The organism is Schleiferilactobacillus harbinensis (genome assembly GCF_008694105.1).
In the GTDB taxonomy this organism is placed as follows: Bacteria; Bacillota; Bacilli; order Lactobacillales; family Lactobacillaceae; genus Schleiferilactobacillus; species Schleiferilactobacillus harbinensis.
This window is the reverse complement of sequence record NZ_CP041364.1, coordinates 702404-722261: the sequence shown is the minus strand read 5'-3', so window position 1 is coordinate 722261 and position 19858 is coordinate 702404. Positions and strand designations below refer to the sequence as shown.

Annotated in this window: 17 protein-coding genes; 1 reads left to right on the top strand and 16 read right to left on the bottom strand. The window is 52.8% G+C overall.

Going from position 1 to position 19858, the window contains the following annotated elements; translation table 11 throughout:
• Window positions 1–32 precede the first annotated feature (32 nt).
• The 9 genes from FMM01_RS03915 to FMM01_RS03875 form a co-directional block, all read right to left on the bottom strand.
• Window positions 33–458, bottom strand: coding sequence for a LapA family protein (locus tag FMM01_RS03915; RefSeq protein ID WP_051225050.1), 426 nt, complete (start codon window positions 456–458; stop codon window positions 33–35).
• Window positions 459–484: 26 nt separating this feature from the next.
• On the bottom strand, window positions 485–1291 hold the full coding sequence (locus FMM01_RS03910) for an SDR family NAD(P)-dependent oxidoreductase (protein WP_063515187.1): 807 nt from the start codon (window positions 1289–1291) through the stop codon (window positions 485–487).
• Window positions 1278–2234: a ribonuclease Z gene (rnz, locus tag FMM01_RS03905; protein WP_146993753.1), complete on the bottom strand. Its 957-nt coding sequence runs from the start codon at window positions 2232–2234 to the stop codon at window positions 1278–1280. The genes FMM01_RS03910 and rnz overlap by 14 nt, the downstream gene beginning before the upstream one ends.
• A gap of 303 nt (window positions 2235–2537) precedes the next feature.
• Complete coding sequence (locus FMM01_RS03900) at window positions 2538–4532, bottom strand: acyltransferase family protein (RefSeq protein WP_150391711.1); 1995 nt, start codon at window positions 4530–4532, stop codon at window positions 2538–2540.
• Between the two features lie 27 nt (window positions 4533–4559).
• The gene (gene obgE / locus FMM01_RS03895) at window positions 4560–5864 is read right to left on the bottom strand and encodes a GTPase ObgE (RefSeq protein ID WP_027827366.1); all 1305 of its coding nucleotides are present in this window, start codon (window positions 5862–5864) and stop codon (window positions 4560–4562) included.
• A 131-nt stretch (window positions 5865–5995) separates the two neighbouring features.
• Entirely contained in the window at window positions 5996–6472 is a 477-nt protein-coding gene (nrdI, locus tag FMM01_RS03890; RefSeq protein ID WP_150391710.1) for a class Ib ribonucleoside-diphosphate reductase assembly flavoprotein NrdI, read from the bottom strand.
• 30 nt (window positions 6473–6502) lie between these two features.
• The gene (gene uvrC / locus FMM01_RS03885; RefSeq protein ID WP_027827364.1) at window positions 6503–8299 is read right to left on the bottom strand and encodes an excinuclease ABC subunit UvrC; all 1797 of its coding nucleotides are present in this window, start codon (window positions 8297–8299) and stop codon (window positions 6503–6505) included.
• 202 nt (window positions 8300–8501) lie between these two features.
• On the bottom strand, window positions 8502–9242 hold the full coding sequence (locus FMM01_RS03880) for an amino acid ABC transporter ATP-binding protein (protein ID WP_272868976.1): 741 nt from the start codon (window positions 9240–9242) through the stop codon (window positions 8502–8504).
• Window positions 9235–10683: an ABC transporter substrate-binding protein/permease gene (locus FMM01_RS03875; protein WP_150391709.1), complete on the bottom strand. Its 1449-nt coding sequence runs from the start codon at window positions 10681–10683 to the stop codon at window positions 9235–9237. The genes FMM01_RS03880 and FMM01_RS03875 overlap by 8 nt, the downstream gene beginning before the upstream one ends.
• 177 nt (window positions 10684–10860) lie before the next feature.
• Here FMM01_RS03875 and FMM01_RS16185 point away from each other — a divergent pair, with 177 nt between their 5' ends.
• The gene (locus tag FMM01_RS16185; protein WP_162921529.1) at window positions 10861–11013 is read left to right on the top strand and encodes an SPJ_0845 family protein; all 153 of its coding nucleotides are present in this window, start codon (window positions 10861–10863) and stop codon (window positions 11011–11013) included.
• A 71-nt stretch (window positions 11014–11084) separates the two neighbouring features.
• Here the strand turns inward: FMM01_RS16185 and yihA are convergent, their stop codons facing one another.
• The 7 genes from yihA to FMM01_RS03840 all read right to left on the bottom strand — a co-directional run bounded on the left by yihA (window position 11085) and on the right by FMM01_RS03840 (window position 19756).
• On the bottom strand, window positions 11085–11690 hold the full coding sequence (gene yihA / locus FMM01_RS03870; protein ID WP_150391708.1) for a ribosome biogenesis GTP-binding protein YihA/YsxC: 606 nt from the start codon (window positions 11688–11690) through the stop codon (window positions 11085–11087).
• Between the two features lie 19 nt (window positions 11691–11709).
• Entirely contained in the window at window positions 11710–12951 is a 1242-nt protein-coding gene (gene clpX / locus FMM01_RS03865) for an ATP-dependent Clp protease ATP-binding subunit ClpX (RefSeq protein ID WP_027827360.1), read from the bottom strand.
• 168 nt (window positions 12952–13119) lie between these two features.
• Window positions 13120–14403: a trigger factor gene (gene tig / locus FMM01_RS03860; RefSeq protein WP_027827359.1), complete on the bottom strand. Its 1284-nt coding sequence runs from the start codon at window positions 14401–14403 to the stop codon at window positions 13120–13122.
• Window positions 14404–14568: 165 nt separating this feature from the next.
• Window positions 14569–15759: an elongation factor Tu gene (gene tuf / locus FMM01_RS03855; protein ID WP_027827358.1), complete on the bottom strand. Its 1191-nt coding sequence runs from the start codon at window positions 15757–15759 to the stop codon at window positions 14569–14571.
• Between the two features lie 173 nt (window positions 15760–15932).
• Complete coding sequence (locus FMM01_RS03850) at window positions 15933–16889, bottom strand: hypothetical protein (RefSeq protein WP_150391707.1); 957 nt, start codon at window positions 16887–16889, stop codon at window positions 15933–15935.
• Window positions 16879–18657, bottom strand: a complete 1779-nt coding sequence (locus tag FMM01_RS03845) for a ribonuclease J (RefSeq protein WP_051225049.1) — start codon at window positions 18655–18657, stop codon at window positions 16879–16881. The genes FMM01_RS03850 and FMM01_RS03845 overlap by 11 nt, the downstream gene beginning before the upstream one ends.
• A gap of 193 nt (window positions 18658–18850) precedes the next feature.
• Complete coding sequence (locus tag FMM01_RS03840; RefSeq protein WP_150391706.1) at window positions 18851–19756, bottom strand: hypothetical protein; 906 nt, start codon at window positions 19754–19756, stop codon at window positions 18851–18853.
• Window positions 19757–19858: the final 102 nt, after the last annotated feature.

Genomic DNA, 19858 nt, shown 5'->3' with positions numbered 1-19858 from the left:
CTATTCAGTATAGCGAGTCCCCGCGGCCGCCGTCATCCTTCTTGAGTCGGAGCCGGCTTCGGCATTTGGCCCTGTTGCTGCGTCAATGTGTTGCTCTGACGCTGCAAGGCTTTGATCTGCTCATCCTTTTCCGCCAAGGCAGCGTTCATCTCAGCGGTCAACCGCTCATTCTCTGCTTTGACAGCCGCTTTGACGGCCACCTCTTGCGCCTGATCGGCGGTCGCGACGCGTTTGTCAGCGTCTTTGACCTGTTTTTTCAACTCATTCTGCTGGCCAATGGATACCAGTGCGGTGATCACGATCCCCAAAAACGCCGCGCCGATGATAATCAGCACCAACGGCAGCTGCACTTTAGCAAAACCGAAGTTGATTGCCGCATTGTTGACGTTCAATACCGCAAAAATGACGATGAGCAGCGTCAAAGCGACTGTAATGATTAACCGAATCTGCTTTTTCATCTGATTCTCCCCCTACCCGTTTGCCGCTACTTGCGGTTGCCGAACAACAACACGATCTGGTCCCCAATCGTCGGTGCCAGCGGATACAAGACGCTGGCCACCGCCATGATGCCCGGGACATTGATCTCCCGGCGCGGGCGGCCGATCGTCCGGACGATTTTTTTCGCTAAATCTCCTGGATCAATGGTGAAAGCCGCGACATTGTCTAAGTATTGGCCGGTCTTGTCCGCAATGCTGAAGAAATTTGTGGCCACCGGTCCCGGATTGATCGTGGTGACTAGAATACCAAAAGGCTTCAGCTCCAGCCGCAGGACATTCGAGAACTGAATCACCGCCGCTTTCGCCGCTGAATAATAAGCCGATTTCGGGGTGGGCAGTTTACCGGCCATGGACCCGACATTGAAGATGTGGCCGTAGTGGGCATCGATCATCATGCCGGCAATCTTACGGGAAAAATACATCAACCCCAGCACATCCACAGCAAATAATTGCTTGACTGTGGCCCAGTCCGTTCCAGTGACTGATTCAAAGTCGCCAAACCCGGCGGCATTGAGCAGCACGTCGACCCGCTCAACTTTATCTTGAATCGCTGCCACGGCGTCATCAATGGCCTCACGGCTGCCCACGTCCACCGGCACGACATAGGCTGGTGCCCCAGAGAGCAGGGTCACATCCTGACTCAACACCGTCAGTTTATCGACTGAGCGGGCCAGCAAAATCAACGTAGCTCCTTGGCGGGCGGCCTCGTAGGCCACCGCCTGGCCGATGCCGGAACTGGCCCCCGTAATAGCGACCACTTGGCCGGTCAGTGTTTTAGTATCATTTTCCAACATGACTCATCACCGCTGCTTTCTTAAATGGAATTTCGATGGTTTCAAAATCATGAACCAGTTTCGTATGCGGAAAGACGGTACGGGCCTCCACCGCCAATTGATGGGCCGCACTGCCCAAGTAGCGGGCCGAAATGTGCGTCAGCAGCAGCAGTCCGACATGGGCCTGCTTAGCGGTTTCTGCCGCCGTCTTGCTCGTGGAGTGGTAATACCGCTTGGCCAGTTTGGCCTCATCGGCGCCAAAGGTGCTTTCGTGCACCAGCACATCCGCATCCATGGCTAATTTTACCGCATTAGGCGTCTTTCGTGTATCACCCAGAATCGTAACGATCCGGCCTGGTTGCGGAGCGGCGATATAGTCCGCGGCCTGAATCGTGCGGCCATCGGGCAAGGTGACGTCGCGGCCGGCCTTGATCTGGCCGTAGAGCGGCCCGGCGGGAACGTTGGCGGCCCGCAGGTCATCCACCAGTAATTCACCGGGGTGCGGTTTTTCCACGACCCGGTAACCGAAGCTTTGGATGCGGTGATCCAGTGTTGCCGCCGTCACGGAGAACGTCGCGTCGTCAAAAATTTGGCCGCCGTGGTCCAATTCCACGAAATGCAGCGGATAACTCAGGTGGGTGTCAGAAACCCGCAGGGCAGTCTCTAAGAAGTCTTTCACCCCGGTGGGGCCATAAATCGTCAAGGGGGTGTTGCCGCCTTGAAACGAGCGGCTAGCCACTAAACCGGGCAAGCCGTAGAGGTGGTCGCCGTGCAAATGGGTAATAAAAATCTTGGTGATCTTGCGCGGCCGGATATTAGTGCGCAAAATCTGGTGCTGGGTGGCTTCGCCCACGTCAAACAGCCAGATCTCATTGCGTTCGGCCAGCAATTTCAATGCAATACTCGTGACGTTCCGCGATTTCGCAGGAACTCCTGCGCCGGTACCTAAAAAAACCAACTCCATATGTTTGTCCGTCTCCATCCTGAGTTCATGTTTGGTGTCTACATAACAGGAAAAAGGGAATGAGCCAAAAGTCCTGTCTCGGCTGTCGGGCCAAGTGCTCCGCAAGCTGCGGCAAAATGGGCTGGAACGTGGTGACGGCGCTTGAAGCCCGCAAAAAACGCGGTCTTCAAGTCGCCTAACCACATCAGCGGCAAAGCCGCTGTGTGGTTTCCACCACTGAGCTCATTTTGCCTCCGCTTGCTACGCACTCGGCCCTTGATACGCCAGGGCAATCAGACTGTTGTCTCAATCCCTATTCACCATTTACTGCTGATTCTTCTGTTCTTGAGCTTGTTGTTCGCCCGTTAAAATGCCCTTGGCGACAAAGGTCGCGTAGTAAGGACTGCCAGTCGGGTTCGGATGTACTTGATCGTCCGAGAACCACTCTGGATGCGGTGTCGAATAATTATACCAGTCGATCACATGCAAATTTTTGTAGTGTTTAGCTGCCTCATTCAGCATGCTGTTGACCTGTCCTTGCCACTGTCTAGTGGGCACATGCGCATTGATCCAATATACGCGTCGATTGGGTCCAATGGCTTGCATGAACTGATCCAACTGATCCGTACTGAACGGACCATTCGTACCTAATCCTACTAAGACAACATCAGCCATGGCCCCCTGCTGAGCCAATGCTTGCACCCGGGAAATTGTCGTGATCATTTGCTGCCCGACTTTGGCCTCCATATAAATCTTCGGAAAAATACGGGTCAGCAGTGGTTGTCCGTCAATCATGACTGAATCACCAAACGCTGTGATCGACATCTGCTGCGCACGCTGCAATTGCACCTGGGTCAAACCATACTGCTCTAAATCTTTGTTCACTGGATGTTCCTTCGCCCGGGACTCTTCAGCAGCACTCTGCGATTTAGACAGCGATTCGGACAAGGATTTATCCTTGGCGGCCTTCTTCTTCTCTGCATTGGCGGACTTGATGGCGGCGAGTTGGGCCTTGCTGCGTTTATCGTTTTCAGCTTGGTTTTTCTTGATCCGCTTAGCCAGCGCAGACTGATCGGCGCCGTCGGCCTTGGTTTGGCTGCCCTGCACAACGCCGACACTGCCGCCGACCAGAATTAACGCGACTAAAGCAGCCGCGATGCGGTTCGTCCAGCCTTTCCGGCTATCATTCCGCAACAAACCCTGAAACCACGTCTTGAGCTGACTGAAATCAAACTGGCCGATGGGCCGTTCAATCCAGCGATAAGACACCTCACTGATTGCTACGATCAGCACCACTTCGATCACGGGATACAAAATCGGGTGATTGGCGATGTCTGGGAACTTGGATTCAAAGAAGATCATGACCGGAAACTGATAGACATAAAGACCATAGGAACGAGAGCCAACCCAGTCAAAAACCGGATTGGTCAAAATGCGGTTCCAATCGGCCCCCGGATGGGCAACGACGGCAATGGTCAGCACGGTGAAGACTGTGAACAAAACCATCCCGCCGCGGTACGTCCAGGCGCTTTGAGCGTCCAGCGTGAAGAGCAGCCAAAGCATTCCAGCCATACCGACCAAACCCATACCGTCCAGCAGCCAGCGATCACTCCTAGCCACCGCAGTCCGCAACCGATCTGTGGGCCAGACAAAAGCCAGTGCCACCCCGAGAAAAATTCCGTACAACCGGGTATCTGTTCCGTAGTAAATCCGGCTGGGATCTACTCCCGGTTGGTACAAGAATGCCATCAACAAAGCCGACACGACTGAGATAGCCAACGCAATATTCGCCATCCAGCCGTTGCGATTCTTCAAGAGCTTGAATAGCAAAATAATCAGTAACGGCCCAAAAATGTAGAACTGGTTCTCAATGGACAGCGTCCACATATGGGTGAAAGGTGATTCATTGTTGGCAAACCGGTCAAAATACGACTGACCATTGCTGATTTGCCAAAAGTTATAGTAGTTTAACAAGTTGGCCGCAATGATTTTATGCAGATTAGCCAACAAGTTGCGCTGAAACAACACGATATACGTACTGGTCGCGAAAAGCATCACGATCAGCGTGGGGTAGATTTTTTTCAGCCGCCGGCCGTAAAAACGGCGCAAGCGGAAATGACCTGTGCTGCGCAGTTCGCGCATCACTTGGTCGGCGATGAGATACCCGGCTAACGCGAGGAAGATTGGCACCCCAAGGTAGCCGCCCCGAAACACGTTGGGATTTAAATGGTATAAAATAACCCCCAAAACGCCCAATGTACGTAACCCGCTGAAGCCGGTGATAAAACGCCGTTTCTTCGTTTGCCCTGCCCGTTGCATTACTTCCCTATCACCTTTCAGCTCAATCTATTCAACAAAATCAAAGGTCAAGTCCCCGATCATGACCGTATCGCCATCCCGGGCCCCCGCTTCCCGCAGGGCATCGTTGACCCCCATGCCGTGCAGCTGCCGGTCAAAGCGGACTAATGAATCCTGATGATTCAAATTGGTCATCTTGGCCAGTTTTTCGATCCGTTCGCCAGTGACGATGAAGACGCCATCTTCGTCCCGGGTCACCGTGAAAGCTGGTTCTTGACTTGGACCAGTGTAGGTCTTGGTCTTGGTTTCCGCGGCCCTTTCGGCTTCCTTCTCCGCATCCGCAGCCACAACAGCTTGCAGCAGCTCAGCTGTTTTATGCAGCAGCGGCTGCACGCCGGCGTGGGTCACATTGGATACCGGCATGACCGGCAAATCAGCCCAGGCCGAGTCGGCTAAGGCCTTTTTGAAGTCAGCCAGACGTTCGGCGGCACCGGGAATCTCGATCTTCGTGGGGACCACGATTTGCGGGCGATGCAGCAGTTTTTCGTCGTATGTGCCCAATTCATGCAGAATCTGCTGGAAATCATCAAACGGCTCGCGGCCGTTATCCGGATCCATATCCACCAGGTGCAGAATAACCCGGGTACGCTCGACGTGGCGCAAGAATTGGAAACCTAAACCGACGCCGTCAGCCGCCCCGGCAATTAATCCAGGCAAGTCTGCTAAAACAAAGTCGTTGCCGTCTTCTAAGCGGACCATGCCCAAATTAGGCGTCAGCGTGGTAAATTGATACGCCGCAATCTTTGGCTTAGCCTTGGTGACCACCGATAGGAAGGTCGATTTGCCCACGGATGGGTAGCCCACCAGACCGACATCGGCCAGCAGACGCAATTCCAGCCGGATCCGCAATTCCTGTCCCGGTTCGCCGTTTTCAGCGATTTCCGGGGCGGTGTTCTTGGCCGACTTAAAGTGGATATTGCCGCGGCCGCCCCGACCGCCCTTAGCGACGATCAAGGTCTGTTTATCATGGGTCAAATCACCCAGTTCCTCGCCGGTGTCAGCGTCATAAACCACCGTCCCCGCCGGGACCTTAACGTAGACGGGATCGGATCCCCGCCCATACATTGCTTTGATCATTCCGTTTTGGCCGGGCTTCGCTTTAAAGTGATTTTGATAACGAAAATCCATCAAAGTGCGGGAGCCCTCGTCAGCGATGAGGATGACGTCGCCGCCGCGCCCGCCATCTCCGCCTGCCGGACCACCGAAGGGAACAAATTTTTCATGGCGAAACGCCACCGCGCCGTCGCCGCCCTTGCCGGCCTTAACGTTGATCGTGACCGTGTCAACAAACATCGTGATTCCTCCTCGTATACATACCTTTTTTCATTCTAAAGAAAAAAACCGCAAATGTAAACTTTCCCGGTGCCCATGAAAACGCTCACCGGTCTACATTCTCAGCTTCACTTCGTTTAACTTGTATTATGTTACTTCGATTGTGCCGCAGTCTGCGCGAACGCGGTCTTCAGGATGCTATAGATCCGCGCCACGTCCGCCTTGGTGCCCCGCAGCTCATAATCGGCGATAAACGGTGCTGTAAACGCCGCTGCATAACGCTTAGCTGTCAAACAATACTGGCGGTTGAAGTTCTTGTTGCCGCTGCCGATCACACCAATACACAGGTCCTCATTGCCGCCATCGGCGATGTATTCGCCCAAAGCATTGGTCATCAGTTCCTTGACCCCATTATCGACCCCATTGCCCCCATCGAGATACGTGGGTACCATCGCCACAAATGGCGTGGTTTCTTTAGCCGGCATCGTGGCCTCAGAGATTTCCTGGACCTCGACCAAGGGCTCGTCAGCGTTCGCCTGATGTTGAGCTTGACCGTAAGCCGCCAGTTTATCAGCAAACGACCGGGTATTGCCGGAAACAGAAATGAAAAGGACTCGGATATTGGTCATGTCAATGATTACCTGCTTTCTATCAACTACTTACAAACTGAGTAAAATTGTCTGAGCCACCGTCTTGGCGATCCCCAATGATTCGATATCGTCCACCGACGCCTCTTTGATCTTAGTCACCGAACCGAAGTGCTTCAGCAGTTTGATCCGGGTCTTGGGCCCGACGCCGTGGATTGCCTCCAGCTTCGACGCCAGGGAATTTTTGTTATGCGTCCGCCGGTGGAATGTAATGACAAATCGGTGCACCTCGTCTTGGACCCGCGTCAGCAGGAAGAAGCCCTGGGACTGCCGATCCAGATCGATGATCCGCGGCGGATCGCCAAAAAGCAGATCCGCCGTCTGGTGTTTATCGTTCTTCACCATCCCGGCCACTGGAATCGATAAGTTTAATTCATTGACCAAAACATCTTTGACCGCGTCCAGTTCAATCTCTCCGCCATCCATCAGGATCAGATCCGGCAGCGGCTTTTTCTCCTTCAGCAATCGGCTATAACGCCGGCGAATCACTTCTCGGGTATTGGCCGCTTCATTGGCGCCATTCTGATGCTCCACTTCGCCCTTTAACTTGTACTTGCGGTACATGCTTTTGTTCGGTTTGCCATCTTCATAATACACCATCGCCGAAACCGGATCGCTCCCTTGAATATGAGAGTGGTCAAAGGCTTCCATGACATGACCATACGGCAGGCCCAGCGCCTTGAAGATCTCCTCTTGCGCACCCACGGTTTGGCGGTTGTCCAGTTCCAGCAGGCGGAACTTTTCTTCCAGCGCCAGCTTGGCATTTTCATTGGCCATCTCCAACAATTGGCGCTTCTGCCCCCGCTGGGGCGTGCGGAACGGGATGCCAAGAATTTCGCTGAGGACCGACTTCTCCACGCCAGCCGGCACCAGGACCTCCTTGGGCAGCACCTGATTCTTGCGGTTGTAAAACTGCAAAATAAACGTCGCCAGCTCTTCATCCGGCGTATTGACGCTGGGGAAGATCCGTTTCTCCCGCTTGATCAGCCGGGCCTGGCGAATGAAGAAAATCTGCACGGACAAATACCCTTTGTCCAGATAGTAAGTAAATAGATCCCGGGGGGTATTATCGTTAGAAATGATCCGCTGCTTCTCGACAGTCTGTTCAATATAACGGATCTGATCCCGCAGATCAGCGGCCAGCTCGAATTGCAGCTTCTCGGCAGCCTCAGTCATCCGCTTCTTCAACGTGCGTTTGGCTTCCGCCACATTGCCGTCCAAAAAGCGTTTGATTTTCTTGATCTGGGCCGCATATTCCGCCTCCGGCACCTCCCGAAAGCACGCCCCCAGGCACTGCCCCATGTGGTAATAGAGACAGGGCCGGCCTAGATGGCCGGGACAGCGCCGCAGCGGATACACCTTCTGGAGAAACTGTAAGGTGCCCTGAGCGGCGTAGACGTTGGGATAGGGGCCGAAATAATAGGCCCCATCCTTCTTGATCTCACTGGTCAGCAGCAATTGCGGGTCCCGTTCGTTGGTGATCTTAATATACGGATACCCCGTGCCCCGCTTCAGCTTAACGTTGTAATAGGGCTGATATTTTTGGATCAGGGTGATTTCCAGCAGAAAGGCTTCCTTCTCGGTCGTCGTCACGATCGTATCAAAGTCCGCGATTTCCACATCCGCAATCTGTTCGATCAGCCGCGCCTGACCATTATTCTTATCCCCTTTAAAGTAAGACCGAACCCGATTTTTGAGGTTCTTGGCCTTCCCCACGTAAATGATTTTGGCGTTAATATCCTTCATGAGATAACACCCCGGCAGATCGGGCAGGAGCGCTAGTTTATGTTCAATATGTGCAGACGCCATGGATTGATTTTTCACTCCTTGAAAACAAATGTTCGCAAATCCAGTATATCAATTTCTCGGCAAAAGCGCTAGTGAGCGCTATTCTACGCCTTTTTCCGCATAAAAGAAAGCGAGGCACACTGTGAAGTGCCCCATAATTGTTAGACAGATACTCTAACGATTGTGGGGCACTTCACTGCGCCTCGCTTTCTTTTATGGCTGTTTATTGTTCCAGAACCTTCGCTAAGAAGCTCTTTGTCCGCTCGTTTTGCGGATGGTCAAAAATCTGCTCTGGCGTGCCCTTTTCCGCCAGCACACCGCCATCCATGAACCACACTTCATCGGCCACTTTCCGCGCAAAGCCCATCTCGTGGGTCACCACAACCATGGTCATCCCTTGTTTAGCCAGGGTCTGCATGACCTTCAGGACTTCCCCGACCATTTCCGGATCCAGGGCGGAGGTAGGCTCATCAAAGAGCATCACATCCGGCCCCATGGCTAGGGCGCGAGCAATGGCCACCCGCTGCTGCTGGCCGCCTGACAAGGAAGCGGGATACGCATCGGCTTTATCGGCTAGGCCGACTTGGTCCAGCAGGGCTATACTTTGCTCCTTGGCTGCCTGGGGACTCGTTCCCTTGACCCGTTGCGGGGCCAAAGCCACGTTAGCCAACACAGTCATATTCGGAAAAAGGTTGAAGCTTTGGAACACCATCCCCATTTTTTCCCGGACCGTATCCAATTTGTTGGCCGGTAAGTCGGTAATATCCTGACCTTCAAAGGACACCGTCCCCGCAGTGGGTTGTTCCAGCATATTCAGCATGCGCAAGAAGGTGGACTTGCCGCCGCCGGAGGGGCCGATCACGACAATCACTTGGCCCTTCTCTACGTGGGAATCGATCCCTTTGATTACCTCATTATGGTCGAAGCTCTTCTTCAGGCCTTTCGTTTCAATCATACTAGGCATGCTGCATCTTCCTCTCTGCGAAGTTCAATAACCGGGTCAATCCGAAGACGAGGATGAAATAAATCACCATCGCCACGGCATAGGGCGCGATTCCCTTGTACGTGGCTGCCTGGACCAGCCGCAATTGATAAATCAAATCGGTGACCCCGATGACGGACACGATGGAACTTTCCTTGATCAGGGAAATGAATTCATTCCCCAGCGATGGCCAAATAATCTTCAAGGCTTGGGGCAAGATCACGTAACGCATCGTATCTTTGTACGACAACCCCAGTGACCTGGCCGCTTCCACTTGGCCCTTGGGGACGGAATCGATGCCGCCCCGGATATACTCAGCCACGTAGGCCCCAGAGTTCATGGCGACCCCGGCCACGCCGGCGGTCAGCGCGGGAACATTCAAACCAAAGTACAGGAACATTACTTGAATCATCAACGGGGTGCCCCGGATGAATTCAACGTAGGCCGTGGCGATCCATTTCAATGGGAGGAAATGGCTGAGCCGGGATAATGCCAGCAAAGTCCCCAGCACGACCCCAATCAGGACGGCAATCAAACTGATCAGCAAGGTGTAGCCGACCCCTTTGATGAAGTAGCTCCGGTAATGCCACATGGAGGTGTTGGCCACGTTGACCTTCAAGCTCTTGCCGGCCTCGCTAAGGTACTTTTCAGTAAGATTCTGCTTTTTGATCTTGGCCAGACTTTGGTTAACGGCAGCCACTAAGGACGTTGAGCCCTTGGCAAAAGCGATGGCGGTACCGGAATCAGACTCGCTCAAGTTAAATTGATGGTCCAACACGGTCAAGTCCGGATTGTTTTTAACATAAGCGGTAGCCACGGCAGACTCAGCGGCGATCCCTTCGATCTTATGGGTCTTTAAGGCGATGATCAGGTCTGTCACCTTTGTCAGCCCAGTGATTTTGGCCCCCTTGATCTGTTTCTTGACCAAATCATACTGCAATGAACCAGTCTGCGCCCCCACATTCTTGTTGGCGAAGTTTTTATAACTCTTATAAATGCTCTTGTCTGTCTTATTGATAATGATCGACTGACCGGAAGTGTAGTATACGTTAGAGAAATCCACGCTCTGCTTCCGTTCCGGCGTCGGGGTCATGGCTGACAGCACCATGTCCACCTTGTGGGTCTCTAACCCCACCAGCAGCGCATCAAAGTCCATCTGTTTAACGACCAGCTTGACCCCTAAATCTTTAGCGATCTGCTTGGCAATGGATACATCCATCCCCACTGGCTGATTATTCACCAGAAATTCGTAAGGCGGATAGTCCGGCGACGTTCCCATCACCAGTGTGCCCTTCTGTTTGATCTTGGCCAGCGATTGATTGGTCGCCGCCTGCGCCGGTTGGGCCTGACCGACCGCAGCGCCCAAACTCAGCAGCATCGTCAGCACCGCCAATACTTTAATCAACCAATGTTTTCTCTCCATGTCGTTCACTCCAATTTCGTAATGAATCTAATATACTCAGTCAGTGGCATTTATGCAACAAAATTCACAATTTATTCACTTTTGAGCTTATATTTTTAAAATTATTAATCCAGCTGAGCCGGGAAGTAGTTTTTCTGCCCCGCTTTTGGTACACTGTAAGCACAAGAGGTGATAGCAATGGGCTTAACTGTGAAACGAGAAAACACGCTGACCAGCTTGTTCGATCAATTTGCTACCCTGCCAGAGGACCTGAAGAAAAAGGTCGATCTGAAGGATGAGAAGAAAGACGACAAGCAGCACAAACCAAGCAAGGACGAAAAAAAGAAGTAACGGCAAAACGCCCCTGACCACCGTCTGAATTGACGGTGATCAGGGGCGTTATTTAGTGAGTGTCCGGCGAGCTAAGCCCGACTGCGTTCTGGATCCTGCATGCGGGCCTCGATCCATTCCCACACAGCATCCTTACCCAGGCCAGTTTCCGCCGAAAAGAGGACCAGCGGTGTCCCCGGAGATAGGGTCATCGTTTTACGGACAGCACTTTCGCTGCAATTGTACTGACTCGGTTTCACTTTATCCATCTTGGTAGCCACCACGAGCACGGGCAAATGATAATACGCCAGGTATTGATACATGGCAATATCATCCGCCGTGGGGGCATGCCGGCCATCAACTAATTGGACAACACCGCGCAGTACCGAGCGTTCCGTTAAGTAGGCTTCGATCATCGCCCCGAATGCCGCCCGTTTGGCCTTAGAGACCTTCGCATAGCCGTATCCCGGCACATCTACGAAGAATAATTGATGCTCCACCTCGTAGAAATTCAAAGTCTGGGTCTTCCCGGGGGCACTGGACGTCCGCGCCAAAGCCTTTCGATTGATCAGCTTGTTCGTCAACGACGACTTGCCCACGTTGGAGCGGCCGACCAGGGCAATCTCCGGCCACCCGTCTGTCGGGTACTGACTGGGGGCGACTGCACTAATCCGAATTGAGACGTCGTTTACTAACACAGCGTACCTCCAAAATAAATTATGATGCTTTCTTCAACTGCAACTCTGGTTTCTCGTCACCGTGAACAGCGGCGGCAGTGACCAGTACCCGGTTCACATCGGGTTCGCTGGGCACTTCAAACATCGTGTCCATCATGACTTCTTCCAAAATCGACCGCAAGCCCCGAGCGCCGGTATTCCGCTCAATGGCTTCGTGGGCGATGGCCCGTAATGCCTCCGGCGTGAAGTCCAGCTCAACGTGATCCAATGCCAGCAGTTTCTTATACTGCTTCACCAGCGCGTTCTTCGGTTCTTGGAGAATCCGGACCAGATCATTTTCAGTCAATGGTTCTAAGGCAGCGATGATCGGTACCCGGCCGATGAATTCCGGAATGATCCCGAACTTCATCAAGTCTTCCGGAATGATCTGCTGCATGATACTCTTCGAAGTATCCACCGGCTTGTCCGAATCAGTGCCAAAGCCAATGGTCTTTTCACCTAACCGGTTGCGCACGATAGTTTCAATGCCATCGAATGCGCCACCGACGATGAACAGAATATTGGTCGTATCGATCTGAATAAACTCCTGCTGGGGATGCTTCCGGCCGCCCTGGGGCGGAACGTTGGCGGTGGTGCCTTCCAAGATCTTCAACAGAGCCTGTTGGACCCCTTCGCCGGAGACATCCCGAGTGATTGAGACGTTCTCGCTCTTCTTCGCGATTTTGTCGATTTCATCGATGTAGACGATCCCCTTTTGGGCCCGTTCCACATTGTAATCGGCATTTTGCAGCAGCTTGAGCAAGATGTTTTCAACATCTTCGCCCACATAGCCGGCCTCAGTCAGCGTCGTCGCATCCGCAATGGCAAACGGCACATCCAGCAGTTTCGCCAGCGTTTGAGCCAGGAAAGTCTTCCCGGAACCAGTGGGACCGATCAGCGCGATGTTGGACTTTTGCAATTCAGGCCCGTCATCGTGGGGGTCAGACATTTCGTTGACCCGCTTGTAGTGATTATATACAGCCACGGCCAAGGCGCGTTTAGCGTCGTCTTGCCCGATGACATAGTCATTCAATGTCTTCAAAATATCGATTGGCTTGGGCACCTTCAACAAGTCATCATAGGAATCTTCCTTGAATTCCTCATCAATGATCTCCTTGCACAAATCGATACACTCGTTGCAGATATAGACGCCAGGGCCGGCGACGATTTTCTTTACCTGGTCCTGAGTTTTCCCACAAAAAGAGCATTTGATGGGACCGGTGGTGTCAATATTATCGAACATTAAACCAACCCTTCTTTATTCTTAGCGTGCAACATATCATCCTAAACAATACCATATGGAGCTGGACCGGTAAAGGAAAACGCTCATGGCAACAAAACACGCAACCTCCCAACCGTACACAACGGCGGAAATTGCGTGTCCCGAAATACCGTTCAGAATGGCTGGACCTTATTCTTCCTTAGCAGAAGAAACGATCAAATCAATGGCCTTCTTGATGCCAATGTCGTGCTTCAGCATATCCGGAGTCAAGGCGTTGCGGACGTCTGCTTCCTTCATGCCGTATTCAGCTGCCAGACTCTTGATTTCATTGTTGACATCATCCTCAGACGGGTTGATATCTTCCGCTTTGACAACGGCTTCCAAGACTAAGTCAGTCTTCACCCGTTGGCCAGCGTCAGCCTCAAACTGCTTGTGCAGATCGGCTTCGCTTGTACCAGTCAATTGGTAATACATTTGCGGGTTGATCCCTTGGCGTTGCAGATTGCCCAGATATTGATCCATCTGGTTGTGGACCTCACTGTCAATCATCACTTCTGGCAGATCAGCGATCGTTGCATTGGCCACGGCCTGGTTAACAGCGGATTCTTGAATCGCATCGTCAGCCTTTTGGTCCTTGTCCTGCTTCAATTGATCACGCAGTTTGGCCTTCAATTCATCTAAGGTGTCCACGTCTTCGTCGACATCTTTGGCGAATTCATCGTCCAAGTCAGGCAATTGCTTCTCCTTGATTTCGTGGATGGTCACCTTAAAAATGGCTTCCTTACCCGCCAAATCCTTGGCTTGGTAATCTTCAGGGAAAGTCACTTTAACGTCGACGTTGTCGCCAGACTTGTGACCTACCAATTGATCTTCGAAACCAGGAATGAAGGAACCAGAACCGATTTCCAAGGAATAGTTGTCGGCTTTGCCGCCGTCAAACGGCTTACCGTCAATGCTGCCTTCGTAATCGATAATCGCGGTGTCACCCTTCTCGATGGCGCCGTCTTCCTTCAAGACCAGTTCAGCCTGCTCTTCTTGCAGAGAATGCAGCTTGTCGTCTAAGTCCTTGTCTGTGACTTCGCGATCCTGCTTAGGCACAGTCAAGCCCTTGTAGTCGCCCAAAGTGACTTCCGGCTTAACGGTTACCTTGGCAGAAATAACCCACGGTTCATCCGCATCCATCTTTTCCACGTTGAACTTCGGTTGGTCAACGGGTGAGATAGCAGCTTCCTTGACCGCTGCATCGTACGCATCCGGCAGCACCAGGTTCAAGGCATCCTCGTACAAAGCCCCTTCGCCGAACATGCGGTTGAAGACTTGGCGGGACACATGACCCTTGCGGAAGCCAGGTACGTTGATGTTCTTCTTGACCTTGGTAAAGGCTTGATCCATACCCTTTTGGATCGTGTTCAGATCGATTTCAAAAGTCAAAGTACCATCATTCGTACCTTGCTTTTCCCATTTTGCAGACATATTAAATACCTCCGGTTACGTTTCACAATTTTTCGGACACACCGTGGTGTGTATCGCATACCTAACAATGATATACGAAACCGCCGCGGCTGTAAACAGATGGAAAGAAAAAGCCCCGTATCCACATGGATACGGGGCAATCACTATTTTAGACCAGGTCTAAAATTAGTCCAGAATGTCGGTTACCTGACCGGCACCAACAGTCCGACCGCCTTCACGGACGGTGAACTTCGTACCCTTTTCAATAGCGACCGGAGCGATCAGGTCAACTTCGAAGGTTACGTTATCGCCAGGCATAACCATTTCAACACCCTTAGGCAATTCAATCACACCAGTAACATCGGTGGTGTGGAAGTAGAATTGCGGCCGGTAGTTGGAGAAGAACGGTGTATGACGGCCGCCTTCTTCTTTGGACAAGATATAAACTTCACCCTTGAACTTGTTGTGGGTTTGGATAGAACCCGGCTTAGCCAAAACTTGGCCGCGTTCTACTTGATCCCGGTTAACACCACGGAGCAGGACACCAACGTTATCGCCGGCTTCGCCCAGATCCAAGGTCTTACGGAACATTTCCAAACCAGTAACAACGGACTTGAGTACTTCCGGCTTCAAGCCAACGATTTCAACTTCTTCGCCGACCTTGATCGTACCACGATCGATACGACCAGAAGCAACAGTGCCCCGACCAGTAATGGTGAAGACATCTTCGACAGGCATCAAGAACGGCTTATCAACGTCACGTTCCGGGGTCGGAATGTATTCATCGATAACGTCCATTAATTCCCAGATAACCTTCTCTTGTTCGGGATCGCCTTCCAGTGCCTTCAACGCAGAACCGCGCAGAACCGGAATGTCATCGCCAGGGAAGTCGTATTCAGACAGCAGTTCGCGAACTTCCATCTCAACCAAGTCGATCAATTCTTCATCGTCAACCAAGTCAACCTTGTTCAGGAAGACGACGATGTAGTTAACACCAACCTGACGAGCCAGCAAGATATGCTCACGCGTCTGGGGCATCGGACCATCAGTAGCGGCAACGACCAAGATCGCACCATCCATCTGAGCGGCACCGGTGATCATGTTCTTAACGTAGTCGGCATGCCCAGGGGCATCGATATGCGCATAGTGACGCTTTTCGGTTTCGTATTCTACGTGGGCAGTGTTGATGGTAATGCCACGTTCCTTTTCTTCCGGTGCCTTATCGATTTCGGCATAGTCTTCAGCTTTGGCTAAGCCTTTAGAAGCTAATACCTTAGTGATAGCAGCCGTCAGAGTTGTTTTCCCATGGTCAACGTGGCCAATTGTACCAATGTTAACATGGGGTTTAGTTCTTTCATAATGTTCTTTTTCAGCCATGAAAAGAAACCTCCTATGTTTTTCGAGGACTCAGCGCACTTCTTGGCGCAAAGCCTTTAGATAAGATTGTACTACTTTTGTTGGGAAAACAAAAGGCGCAATTCCCTTCAAAAATATCCTCTTAGGATTATACGGTGTTTGAAAATGTTTGTAAACAACTGTTGGTGGAATTGTTACTGATTTAACGCGTTTAATGCGTCATCAAGGCGCGTCAGCCACCGTTTTATTTTTGGCGCGGCCGTAATTGGTGCTGCTGGATCCGCGATCCGGGCAGAAACGACCTGCGCCCAAGCCGCCGGATCAGCCACGACATCCGTGAGCCGAGGAAATAATAATAGCATATACAAATGCAGCTCCTGGTCTAGGATCAGCGCCTGCTCCGGATTATCATTTTCCGCCGCGGTCACCGCCCGTTGCCACGCATTGGCCACCGGATTGTCGAATGGATTCCCCACCGCATTGGGCGTAAAGGTAATGACGTCATCAAACCAGAGCAGCCGCCGCGGGGCGGTCTCCCGCAAGGTCACATAATGCAGGGCCACCGTGTTGCGCAATCCTTGACTGATAAATTCATCAATCATCAAGCGCGGGGCAATCTGGTCAAAAGTTGGTACCGGTAACTGGGCCAGTTGATTGATTCGCATGGTCTGTTCCATGGTATTGACGCCGGCCAGCCCAGCAAATTGTTTGATCAGTGCAGCTTGGCCAGCTTGATTGGCCGCCAAGTACCGCTCCTGCTGATTGGTGAACACATCGGTGAGTTCCGCCAGCCGAGCTTGATCCTCTGGCGAGTGAGCCAAGTCCTGCAAGTTGACCAGCCATTCTTGGGCAGCCAAAAAGCGGTGGCTTTCGATCAGCAGCTGCCCGTAAAGCAGCCCATCGGTCAAGGTGCGGGCGTACCCCTCAATAAACTCTTCCGCATAGGGCACCGCCTCGCTGGCCTGCCCCGCATGGAGCATGGCTTCGATCATCTGCCGATTCACTGCAAAAGTGTGCTGATCCCGGTAGGCAGCCTGAAAGTGAGCCACTGCCTGACTAAACTCGCCCGCGCGCAGCGCCGCTTGGCCTAATTGCACATGGCGTTCGTCATTGTCCGGAAACGGCACGACTTTGTGCGCCTCACGACTCATTGCTCGCGCCCTCATTCGCTGCGGGGGCCTTCGCTGCCGGTTCTTTGCGCTTGGCAGGGGTTGTCCGGCGGGCCGTGCGATGCGGTTTCACTTCCATGATGACCGGTAAAATGACCGGATGCCGTTTAGTCTGCTCGAACAGGTAGTGGGACAGCTTCTCCCGCATATTCTGTTTCAGATTTGACCAATCCAGTTCCTTGTTATCAAGATCTTTCTGGACGGCATTACGAACAATGTCCGCACTTTCAGCCATCAGATCCCGATTGGCTTTCATATAAACAAAGCCCCGGGCCGTCACCTTCGGCGAAGAAACGACTTTCTTCTTGCGCCGATCAATAGATACCACGGCGATGAAGATTCCGTCATCGGCCAGCATCTTGCGGTCGCGCAGGACAATATTGCCAATATCGCCGACGCCCAGTCCATCAATCATCGTATTTCCTGCAGTGACTGCCTGGGACAAATGCATGCCGTGCTTGTCGTAGGCCAGCACATCACCGATTTTGGTCAAGAAAATATGATCCGCGGGCATGCCTGCTTGTTCAGCAATCTCCGCATGGGCATTGAGCAGCCGGTATTCACCTTGCACCGGCACCAAATACTCCGGGTGCAGCAGGTTCAAGAGCAGTTGCAGATCACTCTTGTAAGCATGGCCCGACGCATGAAGATCATCGGAGATGGCCTTCACTTCCCCGCCAGCCCGATAAATCATATCTTTAGTCTTAGCGACCGTTGTTTCCATCGCGTAAGACGGTGTCGTCGAAATAAAGACCAAATCGCCCTGATGGATGTGGACCGTGCGATGCTGGTTGGTCGCCATCTTCTGCAGCGACTTCAGCGGCTCGCCGGAGCGGCCGGTCTCCAAAATCACGATCTGATGATCGTCATATTTTTTGATATCCTTCACAGGGACCAAAATATCCGGTTGCGGCAGCTGCAGCAGTTTGAGCCGCAACGCGGTGCGCACGATCTTTGCCAAATCCCGACCGGTCAGGATCACTTTCCGCCCGGTATGCGCGGCCGCATCCAGCACTTGCTGAATACGGACAATGTTCGAAGCCACCGACGCCACAATGATCCGGCCGGCATGGTATTCAAAAAGTTCCAGGACGTATTTGCCGATATCATTTTCGCTGGTATTAGGATACGGCGACTCCGCGTTAGCAGAATCAGCTAACAAAGCCAGAACTGGTTCGGTGCCGATTTGGGCCAAGCGGGCAAAATCCGTTTGGTATAACGGAGCAGCCGCCTGATCAAATTTAAAATCACCGGTGTAAACAATTTGGCCCGCTGGCGTCTTGATCACAACGCCTAATGACCCAGGAATGGAATGGGTTGTCTTGAAGAAACTGACCGTGGCATTGTCAAAATCAATGGCCGTATTTTCGTCAATGACGTGAAAATCATTGAACTTATTGCCGCCCTTAGCAGACTTGACAGTGATTTTCGCCAATTCGACAGTCAATTGCGACCCAAAAACGGGAATGTCGTGCTTCGTAATCAGGTACGGCAGCGCCCCAATTGCGTCGGCATGACCATGGGTCAGGAAAATGCCGGCCACCCGATCAATGTTGTCTTGAATGTATGAAAAATCCGGGATGACCACGTCCACCCCGAGCATTTCGTTTTCTGGATACTTGATGCCGCAATCCAGAATAAAAATATCCGAATTTACTTCGACGGCGTAGATATTCTTGCCGTTTTCCCGCACCCCACCGAGCATGATGATGCGTATCTTATCTTGCTGCTTACGCGTTTTTTGTACCATAAATAACCTTACACCTCAATATGGCCAGTCCCGGCTGGTTGCCGACTGGCGCTCTTTCCTTGGTTTCTGATTCACAGTTTTTTTCTGAGGCTGCCCCGCCAAGACTGGTTATGCCCCGCGGTACACCCCGAGTCCGCACATCAAAAATATCTACTGAACATTCTATCATAAACAGCAAGACCAAGGAACCCGCTCACAGAACCATCAGCCGGCGGTGCAAAGCGGCGTCATCGGTTTGAATCTGCTGCCACCAGGTTTGCACCTCAACGGCGGACAGCGGCAGCGATTGCCAGCGCAGGTGTACCTGATCGGCCGCGTGGCGGGTGAGGATCGCCGCCCCCGCCGCCTGATGCCAGCCGGCCCAAACGGTATCAATGGCCGTGTTCAGCAAAGCCGTCCCGTTGATCACTACTGCTGGCCAAGCCGGGCCGGCCGCCAATTGCTGCCGCGCAATACCGGTATCTGTCGCCCAAAAAATGCCCGCCGCATCACCCTGAGCCGCATAAACGGTGGCCGGGGTCGGCCGGGTTATCGTAGGGGCTGGCTGCTGCAATAGCGGCATATGCTCAGACATAGCCTGTTCAGCCGCCAGGGTGCCGCCCATAAGTGTCACCACCTGGGCGGTGAAATGCTGCCAGGCGCTTTGCAACGGCCACTCCGGCAGAGACAATACAGCGCCTGCAGCCACCGAACCGTGCAACCCGACGATTGCTTCGCCCGTCTGGGTAATCACCAGTTCATCCGTCAGCCGCGCCGTTAACAGCCGGCTGCGCCCCTGACTGCGGTGCCACTGGGCAATACTGATGGCGGCGGCAATCAACGGATAGACCATCGGTGCCGGCGGGCCCACCACACTAAGCTGCCACGCCCCCGGCTGTTCAGCCCCCGTGGCCGAAAGCAAATCAGTGAGCCAGGCCGCTAAGTCCGGTTGGTCCGCTGCCAGCGGGGTCAGCAACGTAATACCCGCGGCTGATTCGGCCACCGCCGGGCTGACGATAACGGCCGTGCTGCCGTTTTCTAATATGACCGTATTCCTGGGAGCTGCCGGCAGCTGCACTGCCGTGATGACTTGGTCACCGATTTTTTGGCGAATTAACATGTTGCGCCCCTCTTTCTGTTCACACCATATCGATTTTCTGCTATCAGCGCAAGAAAAAGGCGCTCCAGCCGAAAACAGCTGAAACGCCATGATTGTTTGCCG